This window comes from Agrobacterium larrymoorei, assembly GCF_030819275.1.
GTDB classification, from domain to species: Bacteria; Pseudomonadota; Alphaproteobacteria; order Rhizobiales; family Rhizobiaceae; genus Agrobacterium; species Agrobacterium larrymoorei_B.
Genome location: NZ_JAUTBL010000002.1, coordinates 2,651,530 through 2,666,002, shown reverse-complemented (window position 1 = coordinate 2,666,002; position 14,473 = coordinate 2,651,530). Strand labels below are relative to the sequence as shown.

Annotated in this window: 11 protein-coding genes and 1 pseudogene; 3 read left to right on the top strand and 9 right to left on the bottom strand. The window is 59.4% G+C overall.

The window, feature by feature from the left end; all coding sequences use genetic code 11:
* Window positions 1-55: 55 nt before the first annotated feature.
* Window positions 56-1,984, bottom strand: a complete 1,929-nt coding sequence (locus tag QE408_RS21520) for an autotransporter assembly complex protein TamA (RefSeq protein WP_306934501.1) — start codon at window positions 1,982-1,984, stop codon at window positions 56-58.
* A gap of 269 nt (window positions 1,985-2,253) precedes the next feature.
* A complete protein-coding gene (locus QE408_RS21515; protein WP_306934500.1) occupies window positions 2,254-2,505 on the bottom strand; it encodes a glycine zipper domain-containing protein in 252 nt (83 codons plus the stop codon).
* Window positions 2,506-2,873: 368 nt separating this feature from the next.
* On the opposite strand from QE408_RS21515, the gene hemA reads away from it, so the two are divergent.
* Window positions 2,874-4,091 (top strand): 5-aminolevulinate synthase, encoded by a 1,218-nt coding sequence (hemA, locus tag QE408_RS21510; RefSeq protein ID WP_306934499.1) that lies wholly within the window; start codon window positions 2,874-2,876, stop codon window positions 4,089-4,091.
* 161 nt (window positions 4,092-4,252) lie between these two features.
* On the opposite strand, the gene QE408_RS21505 is transcribed toward hemA, so the two are convergent.
* Both QE408_RS21505 and dxr read right to left on the bottom strand, forming a co-directional pair.
* Window positions 4,253-4,933, bottom strand: coding sequence for a metal-binding protein ZinT (locus tag QE408_RS21505; protein WP_306934498.1), 681 nt, complete (start codon window positions 4,931-4,933; stop codon window positions 4,253-4,255).
* A gap of 156 nt (window positions 4,934-5,089) precedes the next feature.
* A complete protein-coding gene (dxr, locus tag QE408_RS21500) occupies window positions 5,090-6,289 on the bottom strand; it encodes a 1-deoxy-D-xylulose-5-phosphate reductoisomerase (RefSeq protein ID WP_306934497.1) in 1,200 nt (399 codons plus the stop codon).
* A gap of 230 nt (window positions 6,290-6,519) precedes the next feature.
* On the opposite strand from dxr, the gene QE408_RS21495 reads away from it, so the two are divergent.
* Entirely contained in the window at window positions 6,520-7,218 is a 699-nt protein-coding gene (locus QE408_RS21495) for a phosphatase PAP2 family protein (protein ID WP_306934496.1), read from the top strand.
* Window positions 7,219-7,235: 17 nt separating this feature from the next.
* Window positions 7,236-8,468: an FAD-dependent oxidoreductase gene (locus QE408_RS21490; protein WP_306934495.1), complete on the top strand. Its 1,233-nt coding sequence runs from the start codon at window positions 7,236-7,238 to the stop codon at window positions 8,466-8,468.
* A 10-nt stretch (window positions 8,469-8,478) separates the two neighbouring features.
* Here QE408_RS21490 and QE408_RS21485 read toward each other — a convergent pair whose 3' ends face one another.
* The 5 genes and pseudogenes from QE408_RS21485 to QE408_RS21465 all read right to left on the bottom strand — a co-directional run.
* On the bottom strand, window positions 8,479-9,660 hold the full coding sequence (locus QE408_RS21485; protein ID WP_306934494.1) for a glycosyltransferase family protein: 1,182 nt from the start codon (window positions 9,658-9,660) through the stop codon (window positions 8,479-8,481).
* On the bottom strand, window positions 9,657-10,904 hold the full coding sequence (locus QE408_RS21480; protein ID WP_306934493.1) for a glycosyltransferase: 1,248 nt from the start codon (window positions 10,902-10,904) through the stop codon (window positions 9,657-9,659). The genes QE408_RS21485 and QE408_RS21480 overlap by 4 nt, the downstream gene beginning before the upstream one ends.
* A 121-nt stretch (window positions 10,905-11,025) precedes the next feature.
* Window positions 11,026-12,231 carry a glycosyltransferase family protein gene (locus QE408_RS21475; RefSeq protein WP_306934492.1) on the bottom strand — a complete coding sequence of 402 codons (1,206 nt, stop codon included), beginning with the start codon at window positions 12,229-12,231 and terminating at the stop codon, window positions 11,026-11,028.
* A 69-nt stretch (window positions 12,232-12,300) separates the two neighbouring features.
* On the bottom strand, window positions 12,301-13,476 hold the full coding sequence (locus QE408_RS21470; protein ID WP_306934918.1) for an ABC transporter permease: 1,176 nt from the start codon (window positions 13,474-13,476) through the stop codon (window positions 12,301-12,303).
* An 18-nt stretch (window positions 13,477-13,494) separates the two neighbouring features.
* A pseudogene (locus tag QE408_RS21465) lies at window positions 13,495-14,472 on the bottom strand (ABC transporter permease); the annotation flags it as partial.
* Window position 14,473: the final 1 nt, after the last annotated feature.

Here is a 14,473-nt window from a genome sequence, read left to right as displayed (position 1 = left end):
TTTTATCGCATGTCGTTATCGCAAAACCGCTGCGCACTTTTGCTTGGACCATGCTTTAGAAGGCTTGTCCGATACCGGCATAGATACCGAAGCTGCTACCACTCGGATATTTCTCCAGCGGCATGGCGACATCAAGACGCAAGGGTCCAAAGGGTGTCTGATAACGAAGACCGATGCCGGCCCCGGCGCGGATATCGGAGAAATCAGGCGTGATCTCGGAGGAAACGATGCCCGCGTCGACGAATGGCACGATGCCGATGGTCTCGGTCACCTTGACGCGTGCCTCCAGCGAGGTGACGATATAGGAGCGCCCACCGGTTGCCTCGCCATTGGCTGCATAGGGCGAGATTTCCTGGTAACTGTAACCGCGCACCGAACCGCCGCCGCCGGCAAAGAAGCGGCGTGTGGTGGGGATGTTTTCCAGCGAGCCGCCACCAACCAGCACACCGCCGGCAAGCTTGCCGGCCAGCACCACCTGATCGTCGGAGCCGAGGCCGAGATAGCCGGTCGTCGAGCCTTCGAGCGAGCTGAAGATCGTGCCGTTCAACGCTTCATAGCTCGGCGTGGCTGCAATCGAGGCGCGGAAACCCTGGGTCGGATTGAGCTTGTCGTTGCGCTTGTCCCGAACGAATTCCAGCGGGAGGGATGTCGTCAGATACTGGTTTTCGCCAAACGCATCCTCGGTATTTTCCCACTCGACTTCGAGACCGGCAGAGGCCGTGTCGTAGTCGTTGAAATCATAGGCAAAGCCCGCATAGGCCGTGACGGTCTGGGCATCGTAGCTGTCTGGATGCTCGGTCTTGGCTTTCAGGCTTGCGGTGAAGGTGGTCTCGGGTGTGAAGATCCCGGGTTTGACGAATGTAATGCCCGCGGAATAGTCCATGTCCTGAACGGTGGACGCCTCACCAAGACGGGTCACCGCGCCTTCGATGCGAAGCGATTCGGCATGGCCGAAAAGATTGCGATTGCCCCAATAGCCCTGCAGCCCGGCGCCTTCGGTGGTCGAATATTGCGCACCGACACCAAAATAGCGGAATTTGCCTTCCGAGACCTCGATGGTCAGCGGCAATGTTCCGTTCGGGGCAAGGGTGTTGGCTTCCTTGATGGTGATGCTGGAAAAGACGCCAAGCTTGCGCAGCCGGTCTGAGGCCTTGCGCAGTCTTTCTGGCGAGTAGGGCTCGCCGCTGTTCAGGCGCGAATAGCGACGAATGAAATCCGGATCGACCGCCCGCTCGCCCTTGACGGCCACATCCCCCAAATCGGCGACGGGGCCGGCCGTGGCGACCATCGTCAAATCCACGGTATCGTTGGCGTGATTGGCCACGGCCTCCCGCTTGGTCAGCTTTGCAAAGGGGTGGCCTTCCGCCTTCAAATCCTCGATGATCTTGTTGCCGGCACGAATGATGGCAAGCGAGCCTGCGTCTCCGCCCGTGACCAGACCGTAATCCGCAGCGGTGCGCCCTCCTACGTCGCCTTCCAGTCGAACGGTGCCGAGCTTGAAGAGCGGGCCTGGCGTCACATTGATGACGACGGGGACCGGACCTGACGTGTTGAAGGTCGGAACAGGCGGGATGGAATCAATATCCTGGCCGGCAATGGTGATATTGACGAGGCCCCCATAGCGCGCATTCTCATAGAGTGCGGCGACCAACCTGTCGCGATCGTCCTTGGCGCGGATCAAGAGGCCCAAATCGCCAGAAGCCGCCTTGTCCGGCTCAGTCACCAGAAGAGAACTGTTTTCCAGGCTTTCGCGCAGCTTGCTATCGGCACCCGGCGTGTTGAGAGTGACCGTGAATTTGACGGGATTGAGAACCTCGTTCTCTTTGTCCTCGTCGGAGCCCCACAACTGGATGCCAAAGATTTTCAGCGCGAAGGCTTCGCGCACGAACACTGGAGAAACTGTAACGGCTGCCGCCACCGCCAATGCAGTGCCTGCCCTCCAGTACGCAATACTCTTCTGTTGGTCAGTCCGCTTTTTTCGCATGCGCTGCTTTATGGTTGAGCATTTATTATTGCTCCCGCCCGTTTATCCTTCGTTAAAGCGTGTCGCGATCCCAAAGAATTCGCACGCTTCGCCTCCCACCTGTCGCAGTCCCGCGGCGCAAAAAAGCCGAGCCAGTTTGCGCGGGGCTGCTCTTCTCCTTAAATTTAATCATAAATTGGAGGCACGGGGCACCCCAAAAACGGTCGCATGGGTGTGGAAACAAAAAAGCCCCGGTTTTGCCGGGGCTTCTGATGCAATTGTGTCACGCCTTAGCGGCAACGTGCCGTGTAACGCTGACCGTACTGGTCGCGGTAGTAGCAGTAACCCGGCTCGGACGCACGGCCGATGAGGTAACCGGTCGCACCACCGATGAGACCGCCTACGGCTGCGCCGCGTACGTTACCGGTGATTGCGCCGCCAGCCAGCGCACCGATCACAGCGCCGCCACCGGCGGTCTTTTCGGTCTGCGTGCAGCTCGCAAGCGCCAGACCCATAACAGCAAAAACAACAGCCTTTTTCATGAACTCTCTCCACGTTACATTTGAGCTCGATGGCTCTCGGTAGGCGTCCCAATATGTCTGCGGCGACTGCTACCTCCGACCGCTGCAGATATCTAACAAGTCGAATGTTACTGTGGAAGCCCCTATTTAAGGCTGCGCTCCCCCTCGCCAATCGATTGTGCCCTACTCAACGGCGCGTCGATTAAAAGGTTCCAAATTTTTTGGAGCTTTGACATGAATCAAGTTGTTATTCGTCAAGAGTCTTATAAGTATTCTGGAACAGTTCAAAAGTGGAGGCGAATTGACGCATGGGAGCGATTCCAGCGCCAAGGGGGTTGACGGTTCAAGGAGGTGAGCCGACAACGATTGCACGTATTCTGGAGCATGGAATGGACTTCGAGGCATTTTTCAAGACCGAGCTGGATGGTTTGCATTCGGAAGGTCGATACCGCGTGTTTGCCGATCTCGAGCGACAACAGGGACATTTTCCGAAGGCGACCCGTTATACCGCCGATGGAGAGAAGCGCGACGTCACGGTCTGGTGCTCCAACGACTATCTCGGCATGGGTCAGAACCCCAAGGTCATCGAGGCGATGAAAGCCGCTATCGATCACTGTGGCGCGGGTGCGGGAGGCACCCGGAATATCTCTGGCACCAACCATCACCACGTCAAGCTCGAGCGCGAACTTGCCGATCTGCACGGCAAAGAGTCCGCACTGATCTTCACCTCCGGTTACATTTCCAACTGGGCGACACTCGGCACGCTCGGTCAGAAGATCCCCGGCCTCATCATTTTCTCGGACGCGCTGAACCATGCCTCGATGATCGAAGGCATTCGTTATGGCCGCTGCGAGAAAGTGATCTGGAAGCATAACGATCTGGAAGATCTGGAAGCCAAGCTCAAGGCCGCCGATCCGGCAGCTCCGAAGCTGATCGCCTTTGAATCGGTCTATTCGATGGATGGCGATATCTCGCCGATCAAGGAAATCTGCGATCTCGCCGACAAATACGGCGCCATGACCTATCTCGATGAAGTGCATGCGGTCGGCATGTATGGTCCGCGCGGCGGCGGCATCGCCGAGCGCGAAGGCCTGATGGACCGTCTGACGATCATCGAAGGCACGCTCGGCAAGGCCTTCGGCGTGATGGGCGGCTATATTGCGGCTTCGGAAGCGTTGTGCGATTTCGTCCGTTCCTTCGCGTCCGGCTTCATCTTCACCACGGCGCTTCCGCCGTCGCTCGCAGCTGGCGCCGTTGCCTCGATCCAACACCTGAAGGCGAGCCCCTTTGAGCGCGCCCGCCACCAGGAGCGCGTGCGCACGCTGCGCTCCATGCTGGACGCGAGCGGCATTCCGCACATGGCAAACCCCAGCCATATCGTTCCGGTGATGGTGGGCGATGCCGCCAAGTGCAAATGGATTTCCGATATCCTGCTCGACGACCATGGCGTCTATGTGCAGCCGATCAACTATCCGACGGTGCCGCGCAAGACCGAACGTCTGCGCATCACGCCAACGCCGCTTCATACCGATGCGGATCTGGAACGTCTCGTCGGCGCGCTGCATCAGCTCTGGTCCCGTTGCGCGCTGGCACGCGCTGTGGCCTGATCGTCACGAAGCCGAATTGAAAAAGGGGCGCAGCTTAAAGGCTGTGCCCCTTTTACGTTTTAAAGCATGTCGCGCAAAAGTGTGCAGCGGTTTTCCGATAACGACATGCGATCACGAAGAGCTAAAGCGTATGAGCGAATCTGAAAGATCGCGACACGTTTTTAGTGCTCAAGCATTTCCTGGACGATGTCCTTGCCCGAGAGCGAGGATGGGTAGTAGGTCGGCCAATTGGTCAGTTCCTTCAGCACCGTTGCGCGGTCATCGCCCCAGTAGAGGTGGTAATGGCCAGCCTTTTGCGGCGCGATGGTGTGGTCGCTGAACTGGATGTATTGCGGCGCGGACGCATCACCGCCGGTCTTCTTGAAGATGTAGCGAACGCCGCGATTGCCCTTCTTGTAGGTCAGGATCTCATAACCGTCGCTGGCGTACTTGCCTTCGGTGGCCTTGCCGTCACGATAGAAGGTCACGTCCTCGCCCTTAATGGTGATGCGGTTGACGTCGGTCTTGTAGCCGACATCATATTCCTCGCGAAACTCCTTGGCGCTCTTCTTGCCGTCCTCGGCCTTGTGCTGCATGACCGGATCAAGCGTGCCATCCACCAGATAAGGATAGACCGACTGCCAATCGCCTTCCCAATCGGAAAGCGCGCGCTGCTTCACGGCGCTGTCTTCGAAGTAGCCCCTATACACCTCACTGGAGGTGTTCGAATGGCTATGGGAATGGTCATGGGAGTGATTATGCGTTTCGGATTTGGACGGTGCTGACTTCTCCTGCGCGACCGCGGCGGTGGAGAGCAGTAGCAGCGAGCTGACGGAGAGGGCGAGGGCTTGCGTGAGTTTCATCGTGTTTCCTCAATTTTGTGATGTAATAACGTAACAAGAGGCGACATAACGAGAAAGTTTCGGTGTGGCAAGCCAAGGATCAAAATTTTAAGCACAGCAAAGCGTCCGATGGCGCGCACCGGATTGTCGTCTCACCGTAAAATGGGAGGAGAGTTCCTAAGCGGCCTTCTGCTTCTGCCGGATCACATCTTCGGCATAGGCGCGGGCTTGCATGTCGGCGGCCAGGATGGCCTCGATCGTGTCGGCTGGCCTGCCATCGTTCATCCGCTCCATGACGGATTCGACCGCATCGGCCATATGCAGGAAGCCGATCCTGCCATCGACAAAGGCGTGGAAGGCGGTTTCTTCCGCTGCGTTCAACACCGCACCCTGTACGCCGCCGCGTTCCAGCGCCAGACGGGCAAGCCTGATCGATGGAAAACGCTCCTCGTCGGGAGCTTCGAAATCGAGCCGTGCCAGCTTGGCGAAATCCAGTCGCTCGACGTCGAGCTTGCCGCGTCCGGGATAGGTAAGAGCATAGGCGATCGCCGTGCGCATATCCGGGCAGCCGAGCTGGGCGATGACCGAGCCATCCGTATAGGCGACCATGGAATGGATGATGGATTGCGGGTGGACGATCACTTCGATCTGCGACGGCTGAAGATCGAAGAGATATTTCGCCTCGATCATTTCCAGCGCCTTGTTGAACATCGAGGCGCTACCGATGGAGACCTTTAGCCCCATGGACCAGTTGGGGTGGGCGCGCGCAACTTCGGCGGTGACGCCATCCATCTGCTCGCGGCTCCAGGTGCGGAAGGGTCCGCCGGATGCGGTCAGGACGATGCGCTCCACCTTGTCTCGGTTATGGGGTTCCAGGCATTGGAAGATGGCGCTGTGTTCACTATCGACCGGTATCAGCGTGCCCCCGCCCTCGCGCATGGTGGAGATGAAGACATCGCCGCCGGTGACCAGGCATTCCTTGTTGGCGAGCGCGATGTTGGCGCCGCGGCGCGCCGCCGTCAGCGTTGGCTCAAGCCCAGGCGTGCCGGCAATCGCCGCCATCACCCAATCGGCGTCCAGACTTGCGGCTTCCTGCAAGCCGCTTTTGCCGGACGCAACGGCAATGCCGCTTCCGGCAAGCGCGTCCTTCAACTCGGCGTATTTCTCGTCATCGGCGGTGACGGCAAGCTTCACGCCGAACTCGCGCGCCTGTTCGGCGAGCAACGCTACATTGCCTGCACCGGTCAGCCCCAGAATCTCGAAGCGATCGCGCCCACCGAGCTGGCGAATGACATCCAGCGTGTTCGTTCCAATCGAGCCGGTGGCGCCAAGGACGGTCAGTTTTTCAGGCGGGTTGCTGCCATTGCGGCGTGTCATGTGAAATCCGGCTTTCGTGGAAACTCTCAAACCAAGGCTCTACAAGTGAAACCGGGGCAGAACAAGGTCAAAGCCTCACAGCCGCTCTTCCGCCTCCATTCCGTCTTTTTCGCCATCGATGACATCTGCGTGCGTCGCTTGCCAATAATGGCGCGAGCATGCAGGTTGCGTGACTCGGTACGACGCGTGGCAGAGCGATCTGATACGGCATTGATAAATAGAGGATTTTCATGAAGCGATTTTTGATCTCCAGCGGCTGGATTTTCGTTATCACCCTTCTGCTGGTGGTTGTCTTCATTCCCTTCGATCCGCGCATCTCGGAGCGCGCGCAGGCGCTTCCCGGCGCGATCGTCGGCTTCAACAAGGCAATCACCGATTTTGGCACCTTTCGCTGGATGCTCTACAGCACCGGGCTGTTTGCGATCATCGCCTATATTGCCGGGCGCTTTCTTCTGAGCAGTCCCTATTCTGCCAGGATCGGTACCGCGGTGCGCCTCTTTGCCTATTTCTTCCTGACGATCGGCAGCGCCAGCATCTTCGTTCACATTCTGAAATTCATGATCGGTCGGGGTCGGCCGGAACTCTATGCCGATATTGGCGCCTATAGCCTGACACCGTTTACCGGTGACAATCTCTATGAGAGCTTTCCCTCGGGCCACTCCACGGCAGCGGGTGCCTTCTTTGGCGCCTTTGCCATGCTGATCCCGCGTTTTCGCTATGTCTTCATGGCGCTGGCGCTCGTCATCGGCATTTCGCGGGTGATCGTCGGGGCGCATTATCCAAGCGATGTCGCGGCTGGCCTTCTGCTCGGCATCTGGACGGCCATGCTCTTCGCCTTTATCTTCGCCCGCAAGGAATGGTTGTTCCGTTTCGTCAAGGGCTGGCCCTATCCGAAGAACACGCCGCTCCCGCCTGCCGATCAGGCATGATGACATAGGACCTTGCCATGCCCAGCCAAGACCACCACGACGCCCAGGCAATAGAGACCACGGTTGCTATCGTCGGCGGTGGGCCTGCGGGCATGATGCTTGGCCTGTTACTGGCGCGGGCGGGAATCGATGTGACGGTCATCGAGAAGCATGGCGATTTCCTGCGGGATTTCCGCGGCGATACCATCCATCCTTCGACGATTGCGCTGATCGAGCAACTGGGTTTTGCCCAGGAGTTTCTGGCGCTGCCGCACACAAGGGCGGAAAAGCTGCATGCGGAGGTGGGCGGGCAGAAGCGCACCATTGCAGACTTCTCCTGGCTGCCGGTCAGACACAAGTTCATCGCCTTCATGCCGCAATGGGATTTCCTCAATTTTCTGGCGGGCAAGGCCGGACAGTTCGAGAGTTTCCGCCTGTTGCACAGTGCAGCGGTCAGCGATCTCGTCGAGACCAACGGGAAGGTCAGCGGCGTTGTGCTCTCCACGCCGTCTGGCGAACTCACCGTGAAGGCCGATCTGGTGGTCGGTGCCGATGGCCGCAATTCCACAGTGCGGGACAAGGCCGGGCTGCATGTCGAGCGCTTCGGCGTGCCGACGGAAGTTCTGTGGATGCGGCTCTCGAAACAGCCGGGCGATCCCAATGAGACCATGGGTCATGCCGGTCCTCAGCAGGGTTTCGTGCTGATCGATCGCGGCGATTATTGGCAGTGTGGCTATGTGGTGCGCCGCGGCGTCTTTTCTGAGATCAAGGAGAAGGGCGTCGAGGCGTTCCGCCGGCGCGTGGCCGAGGTCTGCCCGCTGCCGGCCGATCGACTACAGGAAATCAAAAGCTTTGACGATGTCTATCTTCTGACGGTGCGCATCGATCGTCTGACGCAATGGTGGAAGCCCGGCCTGATCTGCATCGGTGACGCCGCTCATGCCATGTCGCCGATTGGCGGCGTCGGCGTCAATCTCGCCATTCAGGATGCGGTCGCCGCCGCCAATATTCTGGTGCCCGCCCTGCGTGATAGGGGATCCATTTCCGATGACGATCTGGCTGCGATCGAACAGCGACGCACATTCCCCACCAAGGCAACGCAGAAGCTGCAATTGATGATGCGCAGCAAGAACCGGAAGGATCACGCGGCGGCTCCCAAAGCCAAGGGCCCGCCCGCCTTCGTGCGCGTCATCCTGCGCTTTCCGCTTCTCGCCCATCTAGCTGGCCGTTTGATCGGGCTCGGGTTTAGGCGCGAGAAGATTACTTATTGAGGCCCGAACCCTACTCCTCGTCCAACTGATGCTCGGCATAGAGCCTGCGCAGAACACGTGCCGTGCCGTTGGCGCCATCCAGATCGAGCGTGATCTCACCGGGCTCCGGTAGCGCCAAAGCTGCGCGGATCGCCTCTGCCATGGTCTGTGGCGAGATGGTGTTTTCTTCCAGAACCTGGGCGAGGCCGAGCTTTGCCAGCCGCGAGGCGCGGGCGCCCTGTTCGGTTTCTCCGCCAGCAGCGAACGGGATGAGAAGCGAGCGGCACTTGGCCTGCAAAATGTCGCAGACGGTGTTGTAGCCGGCCTGCGAGATGGAGAGCTTTGCGCCGGAGAGAAGGCTGGCGAAATCCTTGCGGAAGCGGAAGACGGAGATGTTGTCGCCAGCCTGAGCCGAGATCGCATCGAAATCCGCCTGCGGCATGTTGGGGCCGGTGATCAGGCACCAGGTTTTCAGTTCGGGGATGTCTGGCGCGGCGGCGAGTGCTGCCTTCAGAAGCGCGCCGCCCACGGCGCCGCCACCTGCCGAGACAACCACGTCGAAGCGCTCTTCTGGTGGCTTCGGTTTTGCCGGGGCAACAAGGCCGGTATAGACGATGCGTTGGCTGATCTGTTCGGCAAGCGGAAAAGTCTCTTCCAAGCGCACGAAGTTCGGATCGCCGTGGACCAGCACGGTGTCGAAGTGCTTCTTGACGAGATCGATGGTTTCTTCGTCGCGGCCGGGCTTGGCACGTTCCTGCAGGATATCGCGCAGCGACGTCATCACCAGCGGGCGCTTGACGCTTTTCTCGATGGCCGCAAGCAGTGGCAGCAGTTCGAAACGCACCTGTCTGCGGCCAAAGGGGAAGGCCTCGATGATGACGATGTCGGGCATCGCGCCGTGATAGGCGCCGAGCAGCATGCTGGTGCGGTTGTCCTTGAAGGCATCGTCCACCGGCGCGCCATTGGCATCGACGAGGCCGGAGAAATTGCCATCGGCCACGGCAACCGGCGGCAGTTCGACATGGCGGATGCCTTCGCCCGGAAAGCCCGGAACCGGCGTTCCGCCTGTCACCATCGTCACGTCGAAGCCGTTGGCCACCAGAGCGTGAGCGACGCGGCTGGCGCGGGCGATATGGCCGATGCCGAGCAGATGCTGGACGTAGAAGAACACGCGCGGTGCTTGGATGGCGTCGGTAGCGGCGGAGGTGGTCACGGGGTCTTCTCCCATTCCTGTTCGAAGAGATGTTTCAGGTCGGTGATGCTGGTGCGGTGATCGAAGGCGGTGCGCACGCGGTATTCCGCGGCTTGGCCCAGCTTCACTCTCAGTGCCGGACCGGAGATGGCGCGCTCCAGAGCCTTCGAAAAGGCAGCCTCATTTTCCGGCTCGGTCAGCAGGCCATTTTCACCGTCGATGAAGAATTCGGGGATGCCGGAAATATTGGTGGAGACGCAGGTCAGCGCCTGGCTTGCGGCTTCCACCAGAACATTCGGCAAACCGTCTCGGTCGCCATCGGCGGTGATGCGGCAGGCAAGTGCGAAGAGATCGGCTCTGCGATAGTGCTCCAGCACCTGCTTCTGATCCATCGCCCCCGTCCAGATGATCCTGTCGGCGATACCCAATTGCGCGGCGAGCGCCTTCAACGTCGCCAATTCGTTGCCGCCGCCAATATGGGTGAAGCGCCAGTGTAGGGTTGCGGGAAGGGCGGCGAGCGCCTTCAGCAGAATGTCGATGCCCTTCTTCTTCACCGCACGGCCGACGCTCAGGATTTGCACGGGATCCGCCGGGTCCGAGCCGTCACGCGCTGGTCGCGCGCCTTCCATGGGCGGAAAGCGGGTGAGGTCAAGGCCGTGATAGCTCAAATGCACCGTGGCTGGTTTCGGCGACAGGTTCTGCAAATGGCGATAGCCGCTTGCGGTGCAGGTCACGGCCCAGCGGGCGCTGCCGAGCTTGTGTGAGAGATCGGCATCCGTCGAGGTCCAGATATCCTTGGCATGGGCCGAGATCGTCCACGGAATGCCGGTGATGAGATGGGTGTAGGCGGCAACCGAGGCAGGCGTGTGGATGAAGTGGACATGCAGCCAGCCCGCATCCTGTGGCCATTCGTGGGATAGCACTGCCGCCTGACCGAAACGGCGGAAGCGGTTGCGGGAAAAGTCGTGGCTGAGATCGTGGAAGAATTGGCGTAGCGCCTTGCCGAAGCCGGGTTTCTTCCGGCAAGCCCACAACGCTTTTAGGACGCGCAGCGGTTCCTCATGCAGATATTCCGGCAGATAGGTGACGGGTGCGCGGATTTCATCGTGAACCGGGTGGCGCTTCTTGTCGGTCGGGCGGCGCATGGACATGAGCTCGAGCGTGAGGCCTGCCCTCTCAAGGCCTAACAGTTCCTGTGCGATGAATGTTTCGGACAGGCGCGGATAGCCTTTCAGCAGCACCACGATTTTCTTTCCTGGGGTCACGTCTTCGTGCCTTCTTTCACTTGCAGCGGTTCCGGTAAACCGGGATGTCGGTCTCCACCGCTTTTACGCATGTCCGCATCCAAAGCCACGCGCATGGAGGCTGGAATACTGTTGGCAACCCTCAAGCAGTGGCGGAGATGACGTTTGGGGTATCGTCCGGTTGCAGCCATTCGGCAACGCGGCGGGAGATGTTTTCCAAGCCGTCGAGCTTCAGGTTGCGGCCATTGGCGGAGGGTGGCGGGCGCTTTAACAGAGCTTTCAGCGCCTTTGCCATCAGTTCGGGATTTTCCGCCTCTTCGGGGGACAGCATGTCGAACAGGCCGAGTTCGGAGGCACGGCTGGCGCGGATCAGTTGTTCTTCACGCGGAACGATGCGCGGCACGACGAGCGCAGGCTTGTCGAAAGAGAGGATTTCGCAGACGGTATTATAGCCGCCCATGGAGACCACGGCTTGGGCACCCGCGACCAGATCCTCCATGCGGTTGTCGAAGTCGATGATTTCCATTTGCGGAATATCGGCAACATTTGCCGCAAATTTCTGTCGCTGTTCGCTGGGCATGTAAGGCCCCAGCACCACCAGTGCTTTCTGGGTCAGGGTTCGATCGAACTTGTAGGCGCGGATCACATCGTCGATCAGCTCGGAGCCATCGCCGCCGCCGCCGGTCGTCACCAGAATATAGTCGCCCTCATGCCGGCTGGGATTGTCGCCGCGCGTCTTGGAGCGTTGCAGGAAGCCGACGAATTCGGTCTTCTCTCGGACCCCGGGCGGCACGTCGAGGCCTTCCAGCGGGTCATGGAAATCAGGAGGGCCGTAGACCCAGACATGGTCGTAGAAACGCTCGATCTTGTTCAGCACGTCATTGCGCTTCCACTCGGCTTCGAGCAGTTGCGGTGCATCCATCACGTCGCGCAGGCCGATGACCAGCTTGGTGCCGCGCGATTTGAGATAGGTGAGGGTTTCCTCCACTTCGCCACGCAGCCCCATCGGCTCCTTGTCGACGATGAAGATATCCGGCTGGAAGCTTTCGGCGGTGTGGTAGATGATCGAGCGGCGCATCTTCAACGTTTCCTGAAGATCGATGTGCTGGTCGAGCGAGGTGTATTCGCCGTTTCTGAGCTTGATGACGCTCGGGATCTTCACGAAGTCGACGCGCGCGCGATAATCGAAGGCGCCTGCAATGGTGGCGCCTGAGATGATCAGAACATTCAGGCCGCGATAATCCTCCACCAGCGCATGGGCAATGGTGCGGCATCGACGCAAATGTCCAAGCCCGAAGGAGTCGTGGCTGTACATCAGAATGCGTGCATCGTTTAAACGAATTGTCACGAGCAGAACCTCTTTTTACCGCTTATGCGCCGTGTGACTCCATGCGGCCCTCTCATCGAGACGGCTGCATTATTTGAACGGGTCTGCTGCATCACGTAGTCCATCGCCAAGGAAATTAAAGGCGAGCACGACCAGAACGACTGGAAGAATCGGGATCAAAAGCCATGGATACAAGGCAATCACGCTGACACTTCGCGCTTCCGTGAGCAGAATGCCCCAACTTGTGATCGGCGGACGAAGGCCAAGACCCAAGAAGCTGAGCGCTGTTTCGCCCAGAATCATCCCGGGAATGGTGAGCGTAGCGGACGCGATCAGATGCGACATGAAGCCCGGAATCAAATGCCGGCCGATGATGCGGCTGGTGCTGGCACCCATCAGCTGGGCAGAGAGCACATAATCCTCTTCACGCAGCGCGAGCAGCTTGGAGCGCACGGCGCGCGCCAATCCCGTCCAGTCGAGCAGCCCCAGAATCACGGTGATGCCGAGATAGACGAGGATCGGACTCCAGGTCACCGGCATGATAGCGGCAAGCGCGAGCCATAGCGGGATGCTGGGGATCGATTGCAGCACTTCGATGATGCGCTGGACGATCAGATCGAAGACGCCGCCGCGATAGCCGGCGAGCCCGCCGATCACGATGCCGAGAACGAAGCTCATCGCCACGCCGAAAAGGCCGATGGTCAGCGAAATGCGTGCGCCATAGATGATGCGCGAGAGAACGTCGCGGCCAAGGCGGTCGGTGCCCAGCAGGAACATCTGACCGTCCTTGGCCGGGCAGACCAGGTGGACGTTGGAATCGAACAGTCCCCAGAAGCGGTAGCTATCGCCACGGCAGAAGAAGCGGATCTTCTGCACATCCGTCGGCACGTCGGTATAGACGCGGCGCAGATTGTCCATGTCGAGGCTCATGGTGCGGCCATAGACGAAGGGGCCGACGAACTGGCCGTCATGGAAAAGGTGAATGCTCTGCGGCGGGGCATAGATGTTTTCCACGTCGCGCGTGTGGAGATTATAGGGCGCCAGGAACTCGCAGATGAAGATAGAGAGATAGAGAAACAGCAGGAAGAAGCCGGAATAGAGCGCCAGCTTGTGCTGCCGGAACTGCCACCACATCAGCTTCCATTGCGATGCGCGACCAACCATGGCGAGGGCGCTGGTGGCGGGCTCGACCAGATAGGGATCGAAAGGGGCAGCGGAAACGTAATGCGGCAGCGGCTCACCGGGCTTTGGAATGGATGAAGTCATTTGACGCTCCCACCTCCCAATTCGAATGCGAGGATCGAGAATGGCGAGTGCGATATCGGAGATCAGCACGCCGATGACGGTGAGGAAGGCCAGGAACATCAGGAAGGAGCCCGCCAGATACATGTCCTGGCTCTGCAGCGCGCGGATCAACATGGGACCGGTGGTTTCGAGCGACAGGACGACGGCCGTGATTTCCGCGCCGGAAATGATGGCTGGCAGGATGGAGCCGATATCGGAAATGAAGAAGTTGAGCGCCATGCGCAGCGGATATTTGGTCAGCACCTTGAAGGGGTGAAGCCCCTTGGCACGCGCTGTCACCACATATTGCTTCTGCAATTCATCCAGCAGGTTGGCGCGAAGACGCCGGATCATGCCCGCCGTTCCGGCGGTGCTGATGATCAGAACCGGGATCCACAGATGCTCGAGGATCGACTTGAGCTTGTCCCAGCTCATCGGCTGGTTCAGATATTCGCGGTCCATCAGATGGCCGATGGATGTGCCGAACCAGATATTGGCAAAATACATCAGGATCAGCGCCAGCATGAAGTTGGGAATGGCGATGCCGAGCAGGCCGAGGAACGTCAGGCCGTAATCGCCCCAGCTATATTTATGGGTGGCGGAATAGATGCCGATCGGGAAGGCGACGATCCAGGTGACGATGATGGTGACGAAGGAGACCAGAACCGTCAGCCAAAGGCGCTCGCCCACCACTTCGCTGACGGGAAGCTGGTATTCAAAGGAATAGCCGAAATCGCCGACCAGCATCCCGGTCGCCCATCTGAAGTAGCGAATGGGGGCGGGCTGGTCGAAGCCATAGCGGCTGCGCAGCTCCTCGATTTCGGCCATGTTGGCCGTCTCGCCCATGGCGCGCATTTCTGCGACATAGCTTTCGAAGTAATCGCCCGGGGGCAGTTCGATGATGGTGAAGACCAGCATCGATATCAGGATCAGCGTCGGGATCATGACGAGGATGCGCCCGATAATATATCTGAGCATG

Bases quoted from the DNA above. Each gene is read 5' to 3' on its own strand.
- QE408_RS21495 (WP_306934496.1), top strand. From the start codon at position 6,520: ATGAAGCGATTTTTGATCTCCAGCGGCTGGATTTTCGTTATCACCCTT.
- hemA (WP_306934499.1), top strand. From the start codon at position 2,874: ATGGACTTCGAGGCATTTTTCAAGACCGAGCTGGATGGTTTGCATTCG.
- QE408_RS21505 (WP_306934498.1), bottom strand. From the start codon at position 4,933: ATGAAACTCACGCAAGCCCTCGCCCTCTCCGTCAGCTCGCTGCTACTG.
- QE408_RS21490 (WP_306934495.1), top strand. From the start codon at position 7,236: ATGCCCAGCCAAGACCACCACGACGCCCAGGCAATAGAGACCACGGTT.
- dxr (WP_306934497.1), bottom strand. From the start codon at position 6,289: ATGACACGCCGCAATGGCAGCAACCCGCCTGAAAAACTGACCGTCCTT.
- QE408_RS21470 (WP_306934918.1), bottom strand. From the start codon at position 13,476: ATGACTTCATCCATTCCAAAGCCCGGTGAGCCGCTGCCGCATTACGTT.
- QE408_RS21515 (WP_306934500.1), bottom strand. From the start codon at position 2,505: ATGAAAAAGGCTGTTGTTTTTGCTGTTATGGGTCTGGCGCTTGCGAGC.
- QE408_RS21520 (WP_306934501.1), bottom strand. From the start codon at position 1,984: ATGCGAAAAAAGCGGACTGACCAACAGAAGAGTATTGCGTACTGGAGG.